The 19,521-nt window shown below is 67.3% G+C and carries 10 protein-coding genes and 1 pseudogene; 5 read left to right on the top strand and 6 right to left on the bottom strand.

Going from position 1 to position 19,521, the window contains the following annotated elements; all coding sequences use genetic code 11:
• The 5 genes from AC1RQK_RS14710 to AC1RQK_RS14690 form a co-directional block, all read right to left on the bottom strand.
• Nucleotides 1-2,793: amino acid adenylation domain-containing protein (locus AC1RQK_RS14710; RefSeq protein ID WP_492809515.1), on the bottom strand; the 2,793-nt coding region annotated here is incomplete at its 3' end.
• A gap of 85 nt (nt 2,794-2,878) precedes the next feature.
• Entirely contained in the window at nt 2,879-6,073 is a 3,195-nt protein-coding gene (locus AC1RQK_RS14705; protein WP_492809513.1) for a non-ribosomal peptide synthetase, read from the bottom strand.
• A gap of 3 nt (nt 6,074-6,076) precedes the next feature.
• Nucleotides 6,077-10,627, bottom strand: a complete 4,551-nt coding sequence (locus AC1RQK_RS14700; RefSeq protein WP_492809511.1) for a condensation domain-containing protein — start codon at nt 10,625-10,627, stop codon at nt 6,077-6,079.
• A 60-nt stretch (nt 10,628-10,687) separates the two neighbouring features.
• Complete coding sequence (locus tag AC1RQK_RS14695; protein ID WP_492809509.1) at nt 10,688-11,422, bottom strand: thioesterase II family protein; 735 nt, start codon at nt 11,420-11,422, stop codon at nt 10,688-10,690.
• 2 nt (nt 11,423-11,424) lie between these two features.
• Nucleotides 11,425-11,646, bottom strand: coding sequence for an MbtH family protein (locus AC1RQK_RS14690; RefSeq protein ID WP_006160788.1), 222 nt, complete (start codon nt 11,644-11,646; stop codon nt 11,425-11,427).
• 267 nt (nt 11,647-11,913) lie between these two features.
• Between AC1RQK_RS14690 and AC1RQK_RS14685 the strand changes: the two are divergent.
• From AC1RQK_RS14685 to AC1RQK_RS14670, 4 genes and pseudogenes are all read left to right on the top strand, one after another.
• Nucleotides 11,914-12,278: pseudogene (locus AC1RQK_RS14685) on the top strand (DUF4158 domain-containing protein); the annotation flags it as partial.
• Between the two features lie 246 nt (nt 12,279-12,524).
• A complete protein-coding gene (locus AC1RQK_RS14680) occupies nt 12,525-13,607 on the top strand; it encodes a hypothetical protein (protein WP_492809507.1) in 1,083 nt (360 codons plus the stop codon).
• Complete coding sequence (locus AC1RQK_RS14675; RefSeq protein WP_492809506.1) at nt 13,595-14,464, top strand: hypothetical protein; 870 nt, start codon at nt 13,595-13,597, stop codon at nt 14,462-14,464. Before AC1RQK_RS14680 ends, AC1RQK_RS14675 begins: the two co-directional genes overlap by 13 nt.
• Nucleotides 14,465-14,475: 11 nt before the next feature.
• Complete coding sequence (locus AC1RQK_RS14670) at nt 14,476-15,843, top strand: AbiJ-related protein (protein ID WP_492809505.1); 1,368 nt, start codon at nt 14,476-14,478, stop codon at nt 15,841-15,843.
• 650 nt (nt 15,844-16,493) lie between these two features.
• On the opposite strand, the gene AC1RQK_RS14665 is transcribed toward AC1RQK_RS14670, so the two are convergent.
• Nucleotides 16,494-17,888, bottom strand: coding sequence for an MFS transporter (locus tag AC1RQK_RS14665; RefSeq protein ID WP_492809504.1), 1,395 nt, complete (start codon nt 17,886-17,888; stop codon nt 16,494-16,496).
• Between the two features lie 542 nt (nt 17,889-18,430).
• On the opposite strand from AC1RQK_RS14665, the gene AC1RQK_RS14660 reads away from it, so the two are divergent.
• Nucleotides 18,431-19,519 carry a mannonate dehydratase gene (locus AC1RQK_RS14660; RefSeq protein ID WP_492809503.1) on the top strand — a complete coding sequence of 363 codons (1,089 nt, stop codon included), beginning with the start codon at nt 18,431-18,433 and terminating at the stop codon, nt 19,517-19,519.
• Nucleotides 19,520-19,521: the final 2 nt, after the last annotated feature.

Raw genomic sequence — 19,521 nt, 5'->3', positions numbered from 1 at the left:
GCCCGGTTCGATGCGGAAGCCGCGAATCTTCAGTTGCTGGTCGATCCGGCCCAGATACTCCAGTTGCCCGTCAGGCAGCCAGCGTGCCAGGTCACCCGTGCGGTAGAGCCGCGCACCGTCGTCGGCAAACGGATCGGGAATAAAGCGCTCGGCGGTGAGTGCCGCGCGGTTCAGGTAGCCACGGGCCAGGCCATCTCCCGCGATAAACAGTTCCCCGGCCACACCCGGCGCCACCGGATGCAAACCCGGATCGAGCACGCGGATGCCGAGGTCGGGGATGCGCTCCCCGATGGGGCTGCGTGCGCGCGTGGCGGGGTCCAGGTCGGCACACCTAATCGGCCGGTACGTCACGTGGACCGTGGTCTCGGTAATGCCGTACATATTGATCAGCTGCGGCGCGGCATCACCGGCATGGTCGATCCACGGCCGCAGCGCCTGCGGATCGAGCGCTTCGCCGCCGAAAATGACATAGCGCAGCGCCAGCGGTACCGCGTAAAGCTCGGGTTGCGCCAGCAAGGCTCGGAAGGCCGATGGCGTCTGGTTCAGCACCGTGACGCGCTCGCGCCGCAGCAGCGCGATGAATTCCTGCGGGGCGCGGCTCACGTGGAAGGGAACGATCACAAGCTGGCCGCCGTGGCACAGCGCGCCGAAGATCTCCCACACCGAGAAATCGAACGCATACGAGTGGAACAGCGCCCAGATGTCGTCCGCGTTGAAGCCGAACCAATGCTGCGTGGACGCCAGCAGCCGCGACAGGTTGCCGTGCTGCAGTTGCGCCCCTTTCGGCCGCCCCGTGGAGCCCGACGTATAGATCACGTAGGCCAGATGTTCCGGCCGCACGTCGACATCGGGCGCCGTGTCGGGCCACACGAGATCGTCGGCGTCGGCATCCGGCATCAGCACCGGCAGGCCATCGCGCGGCGGCAGCAGGTCACGCAGCGCCGGTTGCGTCAGCAGCGCCGCAATGCCGCTGTCCTCGAACAGATAGGCCAGCCGCTCGGCCGGATAGGCCGGATCGAACGGCACATAGGCGCCGCCGGCCTTCAGGATCGCCAGCAGCCCGACGATCATCTCGGGCGAGCGTTCCATGGCGATGCCGACGCGCACCTCGGGCCCCACGCCGAGTGCGATCAGCCGGTGCGCGAGCCGGTTGGCGCGCCGTTCGAGGTCTCCATAGCTGACCGTGGTGTCGCCATGGCGCAGGGCGATGGCATCGGCGGAACGCGCCGCGTGGCGCTGGATCTGGCGATGCGCGGGCTCGATGGCTGCGGCGCGCCGCAGCGGGCGGCCGGCGGCAAGCTGGTGCGCAAGCACCGCACCGTCGTACGCGTCGAGCAGCGGCGTCGCCGTCAGCGGCAGGTCCGGTTGATGCATCAGGCCCGACAACTGCGTCACGTAGTAGCGCAGCAGGCGCTCGGCGCTGGCGGCGTCGAACAGCGCGCAGTCGTACTCCAGATGGAGCGTGACATCCTCGGCGCCGGTTTCCGCATCGAGAATCAGGTCGAACTTGGCGCCCGTCTCGCGGGCTTCCACAGCCTCCACGGTCAGGCCCGGCAGCGACAGCCCGGCACCTGCCGTGGCGGTGCGCAGGTTGAACATCACCTGGAACAGCGGCGGCCGGCCCGCATCGCGCGGCACGTCCATGCGGTCGAGCAGCACTTCGAACGGCAGTGCCGCGTGGCCCAGCGCGCCCAGCGCATCGGCGCGCAGGCTTTCGCAGAGCGCGCGGCCGGTCACGCCGGGCGAGACGCGCGAGCGGTAGACGTGGGTATTGGCGAAGAAGCCGACCACATCGTCGAGCCCATCGCCGTCGCGGCCGGTGTGCGGCACGCCCATGGCAAAGTCATCCTGCCCCGCATGGCGGCTCAGCAGCGCCTGCCACGCCGCCAGCAGCACCACGAACGGGGTGCAGCGCTGCGCGACGCAGAACGCGCGCAATGTGCGGGCGAGCCGCGCGGGCAAGGCAGCGCTGACGCGGCGGGCGATACGCGTCGCGTCGGCGCCATGCGGGCGGTCCGTGGGGAGCTGCAGCGCGGGCACATAGCTACCCAGCAGGCGTTGCCACCAGTCGCGCTGCGTATCGAGCGCGCCGCTGGCCAGGGCATCGCGCTGGCGGCTGGCATGGGCGGCAAAGGTCGCACCCGGTGTCGCAAGGCGCACGGCGTCGCCCGCCAAGGCTTGACCGTAGGCTTGCGCGAGATCGCGCGCAATCACGACATTCGAGACGAAGTCCGAGACGATGTGGTGCAGCGACAGCAGCAGCACGTGGTCGTCGGGGGCGCGCATCAGCAGCGTCGCCCTCAGCAGCGGCGCCTGGCCCAGGTCAAACGGCCGCGCGGCTTCGGCGTCGATGCGGGCGTGCAGCGCGTCAGCGCCCATCGCCAGCGGGGCCTCTGCCAGCGCAAACGCCAGCGAGGGCTCCACCACCTGTCGCGGCAGCGCGCCCGGCGTGGCCGCATCGGCGACGAAGCGCGTGCGCAGCGCCGGATGCCGCGCCATCACGGCGCGCAGCGCGGCATCCAGCGCGGCGCGGTCCAGCGCCCCGCGCAGCACATAGGCGCGCGTCTGGTTGTAGGCAGTGCTGCCCGGCTCGTATTGCAGCAGGAACCACAGCCGCTGCTGCGAGAACGACAGCGGGGCGTCGCCGCCATCGGCTGGCCCAGTGGACGCCATGGCGTCGGCATCCACGCCAGCAGGCAATTGGGCGGCCGCGTGCGTTGCGGATTCGGCGTCCTGCTCCAGCAGAAGCGCCAGCAGCGCTGCCTGCTGAGCAGCGTTGGAAGATTGCGTCATGAATGCGGTCCTGAAGAAGTAGCCTGTTTTCCCGGTATCCCGATCGTTCGACGCCCCGGCGCGTCCATCGCGCCGGGGGCTGTCGTCATGCCGTGGCGCCGGCCGATGCGCGCAGGGCGGCAAGGGCCTCCGGAGACATCGCCGCCAACTGGCGTTGCAGGCCGGCGAGCGTCTCCAGGCCATCGGGGTCCGTAGCCGTGGCCCGCAGGGCGCTGGCCAACGCGGCGGCACTCGGGGCGTCGAACACCACCGCAGGCGCGATTTCCAGCTTCAGCAGCTTGCGAATCCGCGCCACCAGCTTGATGACCAGCAGCGAATGGCCGCCGGCCTCGAACAGATCGTCATGGACCGCCAGCGTGGGCGCGCCAAGCAGATCGCGCAGTTGGTCGAGCAGCAGCGCTTCCAGCGCGCTGTCCGGCTCGCGGGACGGGCCGGACGCCCCGGCCGGCTCGGCAAGAGCCGAAGCAGCGAGTGCCCGGCGATCGATCTTGCCGTTGCGCAAGCGCGGCAGCGCCGCGACGGCAATCCACTGCGCGGGAATCATCGGATCGGGCAGGCGCTCCGCCAGCGCCTGGCGCAGTGCATTGCGTCGCGCGGCCGTCAGCGCGCCATCCGCTTCCGCCTCGGGCACGAGCCACGTGGCCAGACGTGTCGTACCGTCGTCGGCCGTCACCGGCAGCACGACCGCCTGACGGACGCCGGGCAGTGCGTCCAATGCCTGTTCGATCTCGCCGCACTCGATACGGAATCCGCGAATCTTGATCTGGCTGTCGGCGCGGCCAATCAGCTCGATACCGCCTTCGGGCAGATAGCGTGCAAGGTCGCCGCTGCGGTAAAGCCGCCGGCCAGGGTGCTCGGGATGCGGGACGAAGGCGTCACTGGCCACGCCACCGAGATAGCCGGCGCCAAGCTGGGCGCCGCCCAGATAGAGTTCGCCCGTTTCACCGACCGTCGCCGGCTGCCCCGCCACAGTGCGGACATGAGCCTCGCAGTTCGCCAGGACACGCGTCAGCGGCAGGGGCGCTTCCGGCAGGTCGGCGGCACGGCCCGCTTCGTGGACCAGGATGCCCACGGTGGTCTCCGTGGGGCCGTAGTGATTGCAGAGGCGGACATCGGGTGCACGTTTGCGCAGGCGCGCCAGCAATGCCGGCGAGGCCGCTTCGCCGCCCACCACCACCGTGGCGTGCGGCGGCAGCGCCAGCGGCGCCGCATCGCCGCCGAGCAGCGCATCGAGATGGGACGGGACGATCTTCAGGCAGTCCACCTGTTCGCGGGCAAGGAAGCGGGCGAAGCTGGCGGCATCCTGCATATCGGCGTCGTCCGCCACGCAGAGGCAGCCGCCATGCCACAACGCGCCGAACAGCGTGGTGTTGCCGAGATCGGCCGCCACGGTGGACGTCAGCGCAAAGCGCTCGCAGCGATCGAGCCGCAGCGCCTGGCCGGAGGCCGCCGCATAGTTGAGCAACTGGGCGTGCGAGATCGGCACCCCCTTTGGCGTGCCCGTGGAGCCCGACGTGTAGAGCACGTAGGCCGTCTGGTCCGCTTCAATATCGGGCAGCGACGCCCCGGACGTGACGCCGGACGAAGACGCCGGCCACGCGGCGACATCCGCGTGGGGTGTCGGACCGGCTGCGTCCGCGAGGTGCGCGGCGTCGGTCAGCACCAGCGTGGCGCCGGCGTCCGCCAGGATCCGCGCGCGCCGCTGCGGCGGCCATGCGGGGTCCAGCGGCAGATAGGCGCCACCGGCACGCATCACCGCAAGCAGCGCGATCACGAGTTCGCCGGAACGTGGCAGCAGCAGGCCCACCGGCTGGCCCGGGCGCCAACCCAGTGACGGCAGATGGCTCGCCAGCGCATCGACGGCGGCGGACAGTTCCGCATAGCCCCACTGGCGCCCACCGGTGGATAGCGCGGCGGCCAGTGGCCGTTCGGCGGCCCAGTGTGCCAGCCGCTGCGGCAGCATCTGGGTGCCGACGTGCAGCGCCGGACCGTGCAGCGCCGCGATACGAGCCTGATCCGCGGCCGTGGCCAGCGGCAGCGCCGAGACGGTGGTCCCCGACTGCGTCGGCAGGGTCCGCAGCAGGGTCAGGTACTGGTCGAGCAGGCAGGCCATCGCGTCGGCGCGATAGTGCTCAGCCGAATAGTGCAGCGCCAGTTCGCCCGGCAAACCAGCATCGCCGGCATGGACGTGCAGCGCCAGCTCGACGCCCGGCGTCGGGGCCTGCGGCGCAGCGATACGCCATGCGATATCGCCGTGATGCGCGCGGAGCAGGGCAGGGCCGGCGGTGGCGAAGCCGATACGCGTCGGCGTGCCGGACGCGGCATCCGCCGTGGCGTGCTCGCGCCAGCCCGCGTGCTGCTGAAGCTGGGCGCTGAACTGGCCGAGCCAATCGGCGACGCTGCGTTCCGCGTCGGGCTCTACCGTGACGGGGAGCACCGACTCGTAGCGGCCGACGGCGCCGGCCAGCGCCTCGAAATCGTCGCGGCTATCTTGCCACCAGCCCGCGCAGAATCGGCCCGTGGGATCGAGTCGGGCGAGTAGCAGCCACCATGCCGCCTGCAGCACATGCACGAGCGGCAGGTCGAGCTGGCTGGCCAGGCCGGCGAGCGCAGCGGCATCTGCCTCCAGCAGTGGTGCCGATAGCGTGCGCAGCGCGCCCATGGGCGCCGTGCCCGCCTGCCGCCATGGCAGGCGCGGGGCGTCGAACCCGGCAAGACGGTCGCGCACGGCCTGCCAGTAGGCTTGCCCGGCCTCGACGTTGTCCTGCGCGAGACCGGCGGTCCACTCGAGGTAATCGGCATAGGACAGCGGGGCTTCCCCGGCCGGCACGGCATCGTCGGCGTACGCCTGCGCGAGTTCGCGCATCAGCGTGACCAGGCTCGGGCCATCGATGGCGAGCGGATTGGCGGCCAGCGATACGTACGTACGTTCGGGGTCGCCCGGTTCGCGAAGGCGCTGGACGCTTGCCTGCAAGGCCGGCACATCACCACGGGCGGCAGGCGCCGACAGCGTCATGACGGGCGCCGGGCCTTCGAAATGCTGGCGCAGTCCGCGCAGGCCGTCGACGCGTCCGAATGCCAGGCGCGCAGCCGGATGGCGCGCGGCGACGTGCGCCAGTGCCCGCTGCAGGCGCTCGGAATCGAGCGTGCCGTCGAGAGTGGCTGTCAGCGTGAGCGGTACGTCCGCGTGTGCTTCGAATGCCCGCTGTTCGCGGCCAAGGGCCTGGGCGTGGCCCGGGAAATCGCTTCCTGTGCCGAACGGATGGACGATAGCATTCATCGTTCAGCCCTCCACCGTGGCCAGGGCCACTTCAGCGCTGTCCGCCGTAGCGGGACGGCCCGCCAATGCCGGCAAGTCGCTGCGCTCGAACATGTCGCCCATCGCCACGACGATCTTGCGCGGCCCCTCGAACGGATCGCGCGCGTGGGCGGCCAGCATGTTGTCGAGCATGACCACGTCGCCCTGGCGCCACTGGAAGCGCACGGCGCAGGCTTCATACAGTTCGCCGATCAGCGTCATCACGTCGTCGCCAATCGGGCTGCCGTCGCCAAACAGCACCTGCCGTGGCATCCGCTGCGGGCCGACGATCTCCAGCAGGTCGCGTCGCACCTCGGGGTCCAGGCAGGCCGTGTGGTGCAGCTGCACCTGATTGAAGAAGCTGCGCTCGCCGGTGACCGGGTGGGCAATCACGGCGGGACATTGCTCGCGGGTCTGCAGCGTATCGGCGTCCAGCCATGCGAAATCGGTGCCCGAGGCGCGCAGCCGGGCCTCCACCTCGTCGCGCGAGTCCGTCTTGAAGAAGTCGCGCCAGCTCACATCGAGCTTGTCGTTGAACGTGCGCACGTAGCGCAGCCCCTTGCTTTCGAAGCGGGCGGCCAGTTCGCGCGGCAGCCGGCGATACATCTCGCGGCAGTCGACAATCGGCGTGGCACCGCCGACGGGCGAGGGCAGCTCACAGAAGAACCATTGCTTGCGCGGCCAGCGCGACAGGTGCGCGCTTTCATTGTGGTACAGGATCATCTCGCGCTCCGGATACGGCGTGGAGCGATACGTGTTGCGGCCGCCTTCCTTCTTCGGCAGATCGCCATACGACCCATAGAGCCCCGGCTCGATCGATTCCGCGAACCGTTCGAACTCCTGCGGCGTGCGCAGGCCGAAGCCGCGCAGCAGGATGCCGCCGTGGCGGCACAGCGTGGCCTCGATGTCCTGCCGATGGGCCAGCGCCCATGCCACGGGGTCCAGGTCCGGCGTGGTCGGTTCGATCACGATGGGGAAGGTCTGGCCCGGCGACAGGAACGACGTCCGCACGAGCGGCGCGGCCGGAGCCGCCTCTGCCACCGATTTCGGGAGCCCGGCGACCTTGCCGAGTCTGTTGAGCTTGGCGAGCTTGTCGAGCTTGCCGGGACAGGAAATCTGGCTGGAAGTCATGGCGGGCATATCGGTAGCGAGTTCGCAAAGGCCGGCCGGCACAACGAGGCCGGACAACGGAAGGGAGGGGTTCGACACGGCCTGGGCCAGCACGGCGCCGTAGGCATCGGCAATGCGGTGCGCGGTGGCGCGCGGGAACAGGGCCGTCGCGTAGACCCATTCGGCGCGCAGCCCATCGGCGTGGGGGGCGAGGAACACGGCGAGGTCGAACTTGGCGGCGTGGACAGGCGTCGGCAGGCGTTCGGCGCGCAGGCCCGCGAACTGGCGCGCGTCGGCAGGCGTGTTCTGCAGCACGAACAGCATCTGGACCAGCGGGTGCCACGCGCGCTCGCGCGGCACGCCGGCCACTTCGACAATGCGCTCGAAGGGAAGAGCCTGATGATCGAAAGCGGCCAGCGTGGCATCGCGCAACTGGGCCAGCAGGGCGGCGAACGTCAGCGCGGCATGGGGCCGCGCGCGCAGCGGCAGCACGTTGACGAAGAAGCCGATCAGTTCCTCCAGCTCGCGCCGCGTGCGGCCGGCCACGTCGATGCCGACCAACTGGTCTTCGGCACCGCCCAGCCTGTGCAGCAGCGCGTGGAAGGCTGCCAGCAGCACCATGTAGCGCGTGGCGCCGTGGGCACGGGCCAGCGCATCGACGCGCGCCAGCAGCGCATCGGGAAGCTCGCTGTGGCATGCGGCGCCGGTGGTCGAGGCCACGGGCGGGCGACGGTTTGGCGACGGGATCGTCGTAAGGCGCGGCGCGCCTTGCAGCGCATCGCGCCAGAACGAGGTATCGGATGGCTGAGACCGCGCGCCGTCCGCGCCATGCTGATGGACGGCGTAATCCGCGTACTGGATCGGCAGCGGCGGCAGATCGAGCGCGGTGCCCGCGATGGCGGCGTTGTAGCCGGCCGCGAGCGTATCGAGCAGGATGTCGATGGACCAGCCATCGCCGACGATATGGTGCAGCGTGAGCAGCAGCGCGTGATCGTCGTCGGCCAGCCGCACGAGCCGCGCGCGCAGCAGCGAGGCGCTGGACAGATCGAATGGTTCGCGCGCCTGGGCTTCGGCCAGTTCGTGCAAGGCCGCCGCGCGCTGGGATGCGTCCAGCGACGACAGGTCGTGGTACGGCAGATCGATCGTCAGCGCGGACGCGATGCGCGCGGTGGGCGCACCGTTCGCGTCGGCCGGATAGGACGTACGCAGGATTTCGTGGCGTTCGACGAGCGCGTTCAGGCTTGCGCGCATGGCCTGCGCGTCGAGCGGGCCGGCAAGGCGCAGGCCGCCGGCCATGTTGTAGATCCAGCGGTCAGCGGGCGCGGCAATGCGGTCCGTCAGCCACATGCGCTGCTGCGGGGGCGCCAGCGGCATCTCGCCGGTACGCGGTGCACGCGCAATCGGCGCGTCGGCGCCATCGTTGCCGCCGACTTGGAGCGACTCCAGCGCGGCCGCACAGGCGGCGAGCGTAGGGTGCTCGAACGGCAGACGCATGGGCACCGCCGCGCCGAATCGCTCACGCAGGCGTGCCACAAGGCGCGCGGCCGTCAGCGAACTGCCGCCGGCCGCAAAGAAATGAGCCTGCCGGTCGGCGGGCGCCGCGCCCAGCAGCTCTTGCCACAACGCGGCAAGGGCGATCTCGGCTTCGCCGCGAGGGGGCTCATCGGCGGCCGGGGCCTGGCCGTTGACGGAGATTCCGCCGCGCGAGAAGGCGCCATGCGACCACACGGCGCAGGCGTCCAGGCCGTCTTCGAGCCAACCCTGCCGACACGCGCTGCGCTGGAGCTTGCCGCTGGTGGTCTTGGGCAGGCCACCGGGGTTCAGCAGCAGCGCCACGGCCAGCGTTTCGCCACAGGCATTGCCGACCGCTTCCGCGAGCGCCTGGACCAGCGCCACATGTCCGATGCGCTTCTGGTCCGGCCGCGAGATCTCGACGGCAATGCCAATCGCCTCGCCATTGGGGCCCTGCACGGGAAACGCCGCCACGCGGCCACGGCGCGCGGCGGTGACCTTCGCTTCCACAGCCTGCTCGATATCCTGCGGATAGAGGTTCTGGCCGCGTACGATGATCAGGTCCTTGCGCCGGCCCGCGATGTAGAGCTGGCCAGCGCGCATCAGGCCGAGATCGCCGGTGCGCAGCCAGCGTTCGGCACCGGCGTCGCCAGTGAACGTGGCCGCCGTGGCGCTGGCATTGCGCCAGTAGCCGTGGGCCACGCTCGGGCCCGCGATTTCGATCTCGCCAACGTGCCCATCCGCGACTGCCCGGCCATCCCGATCGGCAATGCGCACGGTATCGTCGGCGCGGGGGAATCCGCAGGCGACCAGTTCCATGCCGCTGTCGGTGGCATTCGCCGTCTTCCCAAGGCCCTGTGCCAGGGCGGCAGGGTCGAAACGCTCGCTCAGCATACCCGTGCCACGCTTGCCGCCAGTGGCGAACAGCGTAGCCTCGGCGAGGCCATAGCATGGATACAGCGCCTGTTTGCGGAAGCCGGCCGGTGCGAAGCGGTCGACGAAGGCACGCAGCGTGTCGGCGCGCACGGGCTCCGCGCCCGAGAATGCGACGTCCCAGCTCGACAGGTCGAGCCCTTCGAAATGGCTGTCGCGCACGCGTTCGACGCAAAGCCGATAGGCGAAATCGGGGCCCCCCGACAGCGTGCCGCGATGCCGGCTGATGGCCTGCAGCCAGCGTGCCGGCCGCTCCAGGAAGAACTGCGGCGACATCATCGCCACGGGCACGCCGCTGTGGATGGGCTGCAGCAGGCCGCCGATCAGGCCCATGTCGTGATACAGCGGCAGCCAGCTGACCATCGTGTCGCCGGCCCGCACGTCCATGCCGGTCGCGATCGCCACCTCGTTCGCAATGACATTGCCATGGCTGACCATGACGCCCTTCGGCGAAGCCGTGGACCCCGACGTATATTGCAGGAAGGCCAGCGTGTCCGGGCCGGCAGGGTAGGGATGCCAGTCGTCCCGCGCGGGCGGCTGCGGATCATCGGCAAGGATCACGGCGGCACGCGGTGCGATGGCGGCCAGCGCATCGTGGTGCGCGGTGGCCTGCGCCGTGCTGGTCAGCAGCAGCGCGGGGTCCGCATCGCTGGCCATGGCGCGCAATCGCGCGACCTGCGCCGAGCGGACCGCGCCGGGCTCGAAAGCGGGCACGGCGATCAATCCCGCATAGAGGCAGGCGAAAAACGCGGTCATATAATCGATCCCGCTGTCGAGCAGCAGCATCGCGCGGTCGCCGGGCGCGGCGCGCGACACCAGATGGGAGGCGAGGGCGCGCACGCGGGCATCGAGCGAGGCGTAGTCGTAGCGGGTATCGCCGGCGGCGTCGATGGTGATCAGTGCGGTATCGCCGGCGCGGTGCACGGCCAGTTGGCCGAGGTGGGCCACCAGCGTGGTTGGGACGTTTGGAGCGGACTGCATACTTGGGATCGACTTTTCAGGAAGACGGTTGGCGTGGATGCTTGGGCGACGCGGCGGGCGTCACGCAAACGCGGGCATGGTGGATGCCTGAGGCGCCTCCAGATGGGTCACGAGGCGGCGAACCACTGCGGCCGGATCGTCGTGCAGGAAGAAATGCCCGCCGGCAAACCAGTCCAACGTGTGGCCGACCTGGGATTCGATGGCCCAGGCATGGAGGTCGGCGGGCAGGATCGGATCGTCGTGGCCCGCGAAGACATGCAGCGACATCGGCAGCGGTGGGACGTCGGCACGCTGGAAGCTCTCGCAGACGCGATAGTCGGCATCGAGCACGTCCAGCGTCATGCGCAGCAGCTCGGGATCGGCAAAGACGGCCTCGGGCGTGCCGCCGTGCTTGCGAAGGTCCTCGGCCAGTGCCGCGTCGCCGCGCATGGCGGCCAGGCGCCGGGAATCCCGTCGGGTGGGTGCGGCGCAGCCGGAAACGACCAGGCCACGCGGCAAGCCATAGCCACGCTCGCGCAGCAGATGGCAGACCCGCCAGGCAAGCAAGCCGCCCATGCTGTGGCCGAAGAGCGCATACGGCATGCCGGCATGCGCGCGATGCCGGCACAGGGCATCGGTCATCGCGCTTGCGAGGTCCTCGAAATCCCGCAGCAGCGGCTCGTCGAGACGCGCGCCACGGCCGGGCGGCTCCAGCGGAACCAGCACGATATCGGCCGGCAACAGGCGGCGCCAGCGCAGATACGTCGTGGCACTGGCCCCCGCGTGCGGCAGGCAGAACAGCTGCAACGCGGCCATGGTCAGGCGTTCGTCCGCGTTGGATCCTCCATGAAGCGGCGCAGGCTCAGCGGACGCATATCGGTCCACGTGCGCTCGATATAGTCCAGGCAGGCCTGCTTGCCACCGCTGAAGCCCGCCGCGCGCCATCCGCCCGGAATGGCCTTGTAGTCAGGCCAGATCGAATACTGCTCCTCGTGATTGACGAGAACCAGGAATGTGGCGTCGTCGCGATCGAAACTCATGGAAAGCTCCCGTTCGGTACTGGATCATCCGGCGCCACCGATATGGCGCCCGTCACCTTGTTGGACGAAACGGGGAAGCAAGTATTTAGGGGGGTGGTTTTGGGGCTGGGGTAATCGTACTTTTCGTGCAAAATCTGGCGGTTTCCCCGAAAGCCTTTGTCGACAACGCGTTCCGAAGAGCCCACACCTGTTGGCCGCTGCGAATGAGAGGAGGGCGTAACATAGCCGCCCGCGATTCGGATCGCGCCATCTCGATGGGGGCAAGATATGCCGGGCTTGGGATTTCGCTATGTGGGAAGTGACCGGTTGTCGATTCGTCTGTCGGAATTCGATGTGGAACGGTATTTCGCGCTGACCGACAGCGACGTCGCGGCGATAAATGTGCGCTTTCGGCACGATCGCGCGCCTGAGCGGCCATCCAACTGGTATTTCTGCGCGCAAGTGGGCATAGCCTCGGCCAGGTCAGTACGCTGCCGCGCCAGTTGCTCCACTACATCGGCCAGCGGCTCGGCTTACCGACGCCGACGATCGCATCGCTTCGGACCCTATATCGCCGGTACAAGACGCTCTACGACCACCTGATTTGGGCCTGCGGGTATTTGGGCTTGAAGTCAATCGGCCCGGACCAGTGGGCACCATTTCACCGCACAGCCAGGGTGTGAGCCGGCGCACTTTCGGGTATGCCAAGAAAGCCGGCGCGGCAGAGTCGGTGCTGTCGTTGGCCGTGCCCGATGAGCCTCTTAAGCAGCTCGGTACGGCTCGCTCTGGCTGCCACCATGCAAAGACTTTCACCATAGACCTCACTTTCAGCATCTGGTGAAAACGCGCGCTCCAGTGAAATCTTGGGTATATTTCAAGAAATATGGTATTTTCAGCGGATGCTGAAAGAGGCTCATCCTATGAAAGAGGCAGAAGCCCGTGCCGGCGAGGCGTTGCGACGGCTGCTTGAGAAGATCCCGATCCTTCAGATCGAAGGCATCGAAGCCGCCGCCGTGTCCGGCGATTGGCGGCCCGACTTGATCGCCCGGTTGCTCGTGGACGGGCGGCAGCACCTGCTCATCTGCGGGTACAAGTCGAACGGCCAACCGCGGTACGCCCGTTCCGCGCTGCTCGAACTGCGTAACTACGTGGCGCAGCGAGCCCCGCAGGCGACGCCCGTCTTTATCGCACCCTACCTCTCACCTGCGGTGAGGCAATTGTGTGCGGAAAAGGGCGTCGGCTATCTCGACCTGGAGGGAAACGCCCGGATCGCCTTCGGCGGCGTGTTCATCGAACGCATGGTGGCAGACAAGCCCGCGGCCGAACAACGCGAACTAAAGTCGCTGTTCAGGCCGAAGTCGGCCCAGGTTCTACGCGCCATGCTGCGCGAGCCCGACCGTGCTTGGCGCGTCACCGAGTTGTCGGAAATCTCCCGAGTCAGCCTGGGGCACGTCAGCAATGTGCGCACCGGCTTGATTGATCGGGAATGGGCGAGCGCGTCGGACGATGGCCTCGTCCTCTCAGCGCCCGACGCGCTGCTTGACGCATGGCGGGACAGCTACACCCCGCCGTCAGGCGAGCGGCTGCGGTTCTACACGCCGTTGCACGGCAGCGCGCTGGAAGGCGCGGCCCGCAATGCGTTGGGCACACAAGATGGCCAGGGCCATGCTGCCTTTGCCTCCTTTTCGGCCGCACAGTGGCTTGCGCCTTATGGGCGAACCGGCACCCACTACTTCTTCGCTGACGAAGATGGTCTGCGCAAGCTCCAAGCAGCACTGAAGCTCGCGACTGCCTCTAAGGGGGAGAACGTGGTCGTCACCGTCCCGAAGGACTTGGGCCTACTCGCTGACACGGTTGAACCTGCCCCGGGCGCGATTTGCACGAGCCCCGTCCAGACCTACCTTGATCTATCCATTGCGGGCGAACGCGGCGCGGAGGCCGCTGAGCACCTGCGCCTAGAAAGGCTCTCATGGCCCAAATGACACCCCAGGAACCACAGTCGGCCGCCGAATACGACGATCGGACGACCGCAGCCGTGAAGTCAGTGCTGATCGAGATCGGCCAGATCCTTGGCAGCTTCAAGGGCAAGTTCGCCATCATTGGCGGCGCAGTTCCTTGGCTGCTGCTCGCCAACGAGGATATGCCGCACGTTGGCACACTCGACGTGGACGTAGGACTGGACGCGGAAGCACTGGGCGATGGCGAGTACGCGACCTTGATCGGTGCTCTTCAAGGCCATGGATACGCGCAGCGCGAGGGGCTTCGGCGCTTCCAGTTGGTTCGCCAGGTTACGACGCGAGATGGTGGGGAAGCGATCGACATCGTGGTCGACTTCTTGATGCCGCGCGACGCGGAGATCGTCAAGAACGATCCTCCCTTGATTAGCGACTTCGCTGTGCAGCGGGCGGACGGCGCCGACTTGGCGATGCGGTTCTACCAGCTGGTCGCTGTGGCAGGGGCGATGCCCGACGGCGGAACCAACCGGGTGGAGATCGCGGTGTGCTCAATTCCCGCTCTTCTTGCCATGAAAGGTCACGCACTGGCGGGCCGCTACAAGCAGAAGGACGCCTACGACATCTACTACTGCGTGCGAAACTACCCCGGCGGTATCGAAGTGCTGGCACAGGAATGTCGCGTATTGCTGGGGCATGCCAGTGGCGAGCGCGGTTTCCGACACATCGCCGACAAGTTCGACACCTTCGAGGGTTACGGGCCCACCTGCGTGAGACGCTTCGTCGAAGACACGCACGCGTTAGGCGATCGGACGCCCGAACAATGGCAACAAGATGCGTTCGGGCAGATCGACGCGCTGCTGCGCGCCATGGCGCTGAGAGGTTGAGTCGCACGCCTATGGACTACGCGCGGCTTCGCAACCTGCTTGAGCCTCTCGTCACCGCGCTGAAGGATGCCGGCACCCACACATTGTTGCCGACGCTTTGCGAAGAATTGGGGCTGCCGGCGCTTGGCGCTGATGGTTCCAAGCGCGAGCGCATAGCCGCCAGCTTCGACGCTGTAGCGGACCCGGACCTGCCGGCAGTTGCACGCAAGCTGTTGGAACGCCGCCCACCCAACGCCACTACGCGCAACCAGATTCAGGACATCCTCTGGAGCGACCGTCTGTGGCCACCTATCCCGAAGCGATATCGCCGCGAGGTCGCGCGCAGGCTGAATAGCGAAGAGCTGTATGGGGATGCCCGCAGGTTCGACGAACTGCTGGAGCGGCTGTGGATCTTGGATGCCGATGACTGGATGCACCTGTTGGGCGGAGAGCCCACGGGATTGCGCGCTGAAATCCAGCAGCACGTCCATCGCAACCCGGAGGACTGGCCGGCTGAGGTGCTGTTCGACCAGTTGGGCGCATATGACGCCTCCGACCCGCGATTCGCGCTGTTTCTTGAGGGACTGGCTTCGGCCGACGTGCGCCCCGACGAGGCCGCGCAACGCCACTTCGTCGCCTGTGTCAACGAGCCGCTGCGCAGTTGCGGCGTCGAGCTACGCGAGACCGACTCTGAAGGCGGTTACCCGATCTTCTCCTTGGTCTCACTGCGCGCTGGGACCAAGGGCCAGCCGAAAAATCTCATCTTCGCCTCGCCCGACAAGCCCGACCTGCGCTTTCGCGACGCGCTGGACAATGACGTCGAGATCGTCACCAACGCGGACAAGGTGCTCGTCTACGACCGGCCCATCGGCAATGACGGGCTACGCTGGAACGATCTGCAGCAGTGGTGGGGCGAGGCAGAGCAGATCGCCGACGCCACGCAGGCCAAGCGCTCGCTGTACACGCGCCTCAAGTCCAGCCTGCCACGCAACTCCCCACCGCAAAACTTGCTGTTCGATGCCTTCTTCGAGGGGTTTCGCAGTGCTGTGCCTAACCTGCCGGCGCTGCTGCCCGAAGTCTGGTTGCATTGGGACCCACGGACGGTCAAGGAGCGAGGGCCAGATGCGCTCCTCAGGTTTCGCATGGACTTCCTGCTCCTGCTGCCGCAGGGCGTGCGGGTCGTGATCGAGGTCGACGGCAAGCACCACTATGCAGACGCCACGGGCAGCGCCGACGTGCAGCGCTATGCACAGATGGTTAAGGCCGACCGCGAACTCAAGCTCGCCGGCTATGAAGTTTTTCGCTTCGGGGCAGCGGAACTGCAGCCGCCCACAGCGAAGGCCGACGTGAAAGCATTCTTCGAGGCCCTATTCAAGCGCTACGGCGTTCCAACGAGCTGACATCCAACTGGTATCTGCGTGCAAGCGGCCATACTCTCGGCTAGGCCGGCCCGGTGGCGACCGTGGTTTGTGATAGCCCGGCCGGGCGCTTCGGTGATCCGGCCGAGGTTGCTCACCTGGTCGCTGCCTCGTCAGCTGTTGCACTATGTCGGCCAGTGAATCGGCCTGACGTGGGCGACGATCCCTTTGTTCCGAACCCTCTATCGTTGTTACAAGACTCTCCGTACGCATGTACGAGGAGCTGCTACGGGACACCGGCGGCAACACAGTCGCCAAAGGCACTAGTCTTCGCGCGGAAGCAGCATTGAACATAGCGCCCGGGTCGCCGAAAATGGACTGACTCGACTGTTTATCGGGTGCGAAATGTACCCCACGGCCTGGCGAATCATCCGGCCGTCAGTTGCCCGTCGGCGAGCGGTGGGTTGGAACCGGTGCAAAGTCGAAATGGGCGGCAGCATACACGGCATTGCACGCCCATACTTCTACCCCGTCCTTACCCAGACTCAATTCGGTCTCAGTGGGCATTTCTTGCGGTAATGGTTGCCTTCGTACGAAAAACGGCGCTCGTCGCGTGAAGATCCGCTACCGTAGTGTCCTCCTGCTTCCAGTTGGAAATTGCGGAAGGGCTGCTGAGTAAGCATGAAACCGCCTCAGTCCGTTTCAGACAACTCCACGCGTTCGATCTTACCCACGATCAGCCAGTAGCTCAGGATGGCCAGCAGTCCATGGGCACCAACATATACCAGCGCGCCATTGAAGGAGTGCGTGTCAGCCACGATGTAGCCGATTACGATCGGCGTGACGATGCCGGCGATATTGCCCACCGCGTTGAACACGCCTCCGGTGCTGCCCACGATGGTGGCGGGCGCGGTGTCGGCTACCACGGTCCAGCCCAGCGAGCCGAAGCCCTTGCCGAAGAACGCCAGGCTCATCAGCGCGATCACGACCCAGTCGGTGTCAACGTAGTTGCAGGCGATCATGGTGGCGCTGAGCAACAGGCCGATGGTGATAGGCAACTTGCGCGCCATCGTCAGCGAGCCGGTGCGGCGCAGCAGCGCATCCGACACGAAGCCGGTGGACACGCCGCCGATAAATCCGAAGATGGCTGGCACAGCGGCAACGAAGCCAGCTTGCAGGATGGTAAAGCCGCGCCCACTCACCAGATAGCTGGGAAACCACGAGACAAAGAACCAGGTGATGGCGCTGATGCAGTACTGTGCCAGGAAGATGCCTACCAGCATGCGGCTCCGGAACAGCTGGCCGAGCTGCGCCAGCGTCGGGCCCTTGCTGCCCTTGGCGCTCTTGCCGCCGAGATGCACCAGCGCGCCGCCTTGCTCGATATAGTCGATCTCCGCCTGCGTCACGCGCGGATGCGCGGCGGGTGCGTGATAGAAGCGATACCACGCCCATGCGAGCAGCAGCCCCAGCGCGCCCATCACCGAGAAGATGTGCTGCCAGCCAAAGCGGTGGTCGAGCCAGCCCATCAGCGGCGTGAACACCACCAGCGACAGGTACTGCGCACTATTGAAGATCGCGCCAGCCACGCCGCGCTCCGCGGATGGGAACCATGCGGCGATCACGCGCCCGGACGATGGGCCCACCGGCGACTCCATCGCCCCCAGCAGGAAGCGCAGCACCAGCAGCGCTATGAAGGCAAAGGCAAACCAATGCACCATACTCATCAGCAGCGTGGTGAGCGACCACAGCACCAGCCCCAGGCCGATGGCCTGCTTGGCACCGATCTTGTCCACCAGCCAGCCGGCCGGCACCTGGCTCAGCACATAAGCCCATGCAAACGAAGAAAACAACCAGCCCATCTGCACGGCGTCCAGCGCCAGGTCCTTGCTCATATGCGGGCCTGCGACCGATAGCGTGGCGCGGTCGCCGGTACTCAGCGCCAGCACGATGGTGATCAGGGCCAGCATCAGGTAGCGGTAGCGTCCGCTGGCAACGGAGGCGGCCGTCGGTTGTGCGGGGGTAGTGGGTGCAGCAGCGGACGCGGGCGCCGCCGGGGTCGTGGGGGCGGATGTCATGACGACTGACATGGCGGTCTCCAAACTTGTTTGATGGCAATGGCGCCGGGCTCTAAATGCCGGCGCGTCCCGCGGCGGGGTGGTGCCGGGGCGTATGGCCTGCATGCTAGAGAAGACGATCGGAAGAAGATAGCGGCAGCGGGTGGCAAGGGTGCCTTGTGTCCCATAACTTGGGAAATGTGGCGCAGATGTGCGGCATGGAGTAGCAAATCATCGCTGCGCGCGTGACCCGAGTCACGACGTGGTGGTCAAGGAGGAGTAGTGACCACGAAGGGCCGCGGCGGCTGCCAGGTCCGATGTGCCATAGCGGGCTTCCGTCGCAGCGGCACACGTGGACGGTGCAACGCGCGATATTTTCCATATGCTGGGACGGTGCGGAACGTTTGCCGGTCTTCCCCTCGTTCCGCGCTTGCCGACTCCCCTCGCTTGCAGAAGAATGAACACGTGTTCATTGGGGGTGGACGTACTGCTCCCCCGAGTCGAGCGACGTGGCGGCCAAGACGCCGCACCCCGTACAACAAACATCCAGCATTCCAGTATCCAGGAGACGCACCATGTACATCAGCGAACAGCTACTCAACCCTGACGAGCGCCGTCTGCGCCTTTCCACCCAACTCGGGGTAGAGAGCGTGGTGCTGGATAACCGCGGCACCGAGTTGGTGTCGGCCAGCGGCGGCGTCTGCGCGTGGGATACCGGCAAGCTCACCGCCTATCGCAAGTGGGTGGAGAGCTTCGGCCTCAAGCTCGATGTGTTCGCGCTGGACGTGGGCTCCATCCTGCTGGATTCGCTGGTGGACCTGGAAGGCGCGCGCAGGCAGCGCGACGTGCTGGCGCAGAATGTCCAGAAGGCGGCCGACGCTGGCATTACCTGTCTCAAGTACAACGTGCAGATGGTGGGCATCACCCGTACCGGGCTCAAGCCGGGGCGCGGCGGCGCGAAAAACTCCGGCTTTGCCTATGCCGAGTATTCGGCGGATGACGATCGCAAGCATTCCTACTGGGGCGTGGGCTATCCCACCAACCAGGATGAAGGCGATGCGGAAACCGCCATGCTGTGCGGGCAGAAGATGGCGCGCGATGTGCCTCCAGTAACCGAGAAGGCCGGCTGGGACGCCATCGAATTCCTGGTGGAAGGCCTGGTGCCCGCCGCCGACCTCGCCGGCGTGCGCTTGGCTTGCCATCCACACGACCCGGCGTACCCGGTGGGCGGCCTCAACGGCATCGAGCACGTGGTGGGCTCCGCCGATGGCATCCGCAAGTTCCTCGCCCTCAGCCCGAGTGCCAACCACGGCCTGAACTTCTGCCAGGGCACGGTGGCCGAGATGTTCAAGGAGCCGGGCCGCGCCATGATCCCAGTGATCGAGGAGTTCGCCGCGACCGGCCGCATCTTCATGGTCCACTTCCGCAATATCCGCGGCGGCTATCTCGACTTCCAGGAAGTCTTCCCGGATGAAGGCGACGTCGATATGTTCCAGGCCATCAATGCCTACCAGCGTGGTGGCTACAAGGGACCGCTGTGCCCGGACCACGTGCCGGTGTCGGATCTCGACGAGAACCGCGAGCGCTTCATGTCCTTCGCGCTGGGCTACACGCGGGGGCTGTTGCAGGCGGCCGGCGTGTGGTCCACGCCGGTGCGCGGTTAAGC

It is taken from the genome of Cupriavidus sp. GW822-FHT02D05, assembly GCF_058802485.1.
This window is presented reverse-complemented; position numbering and strand designations above follow the sequence as displayed.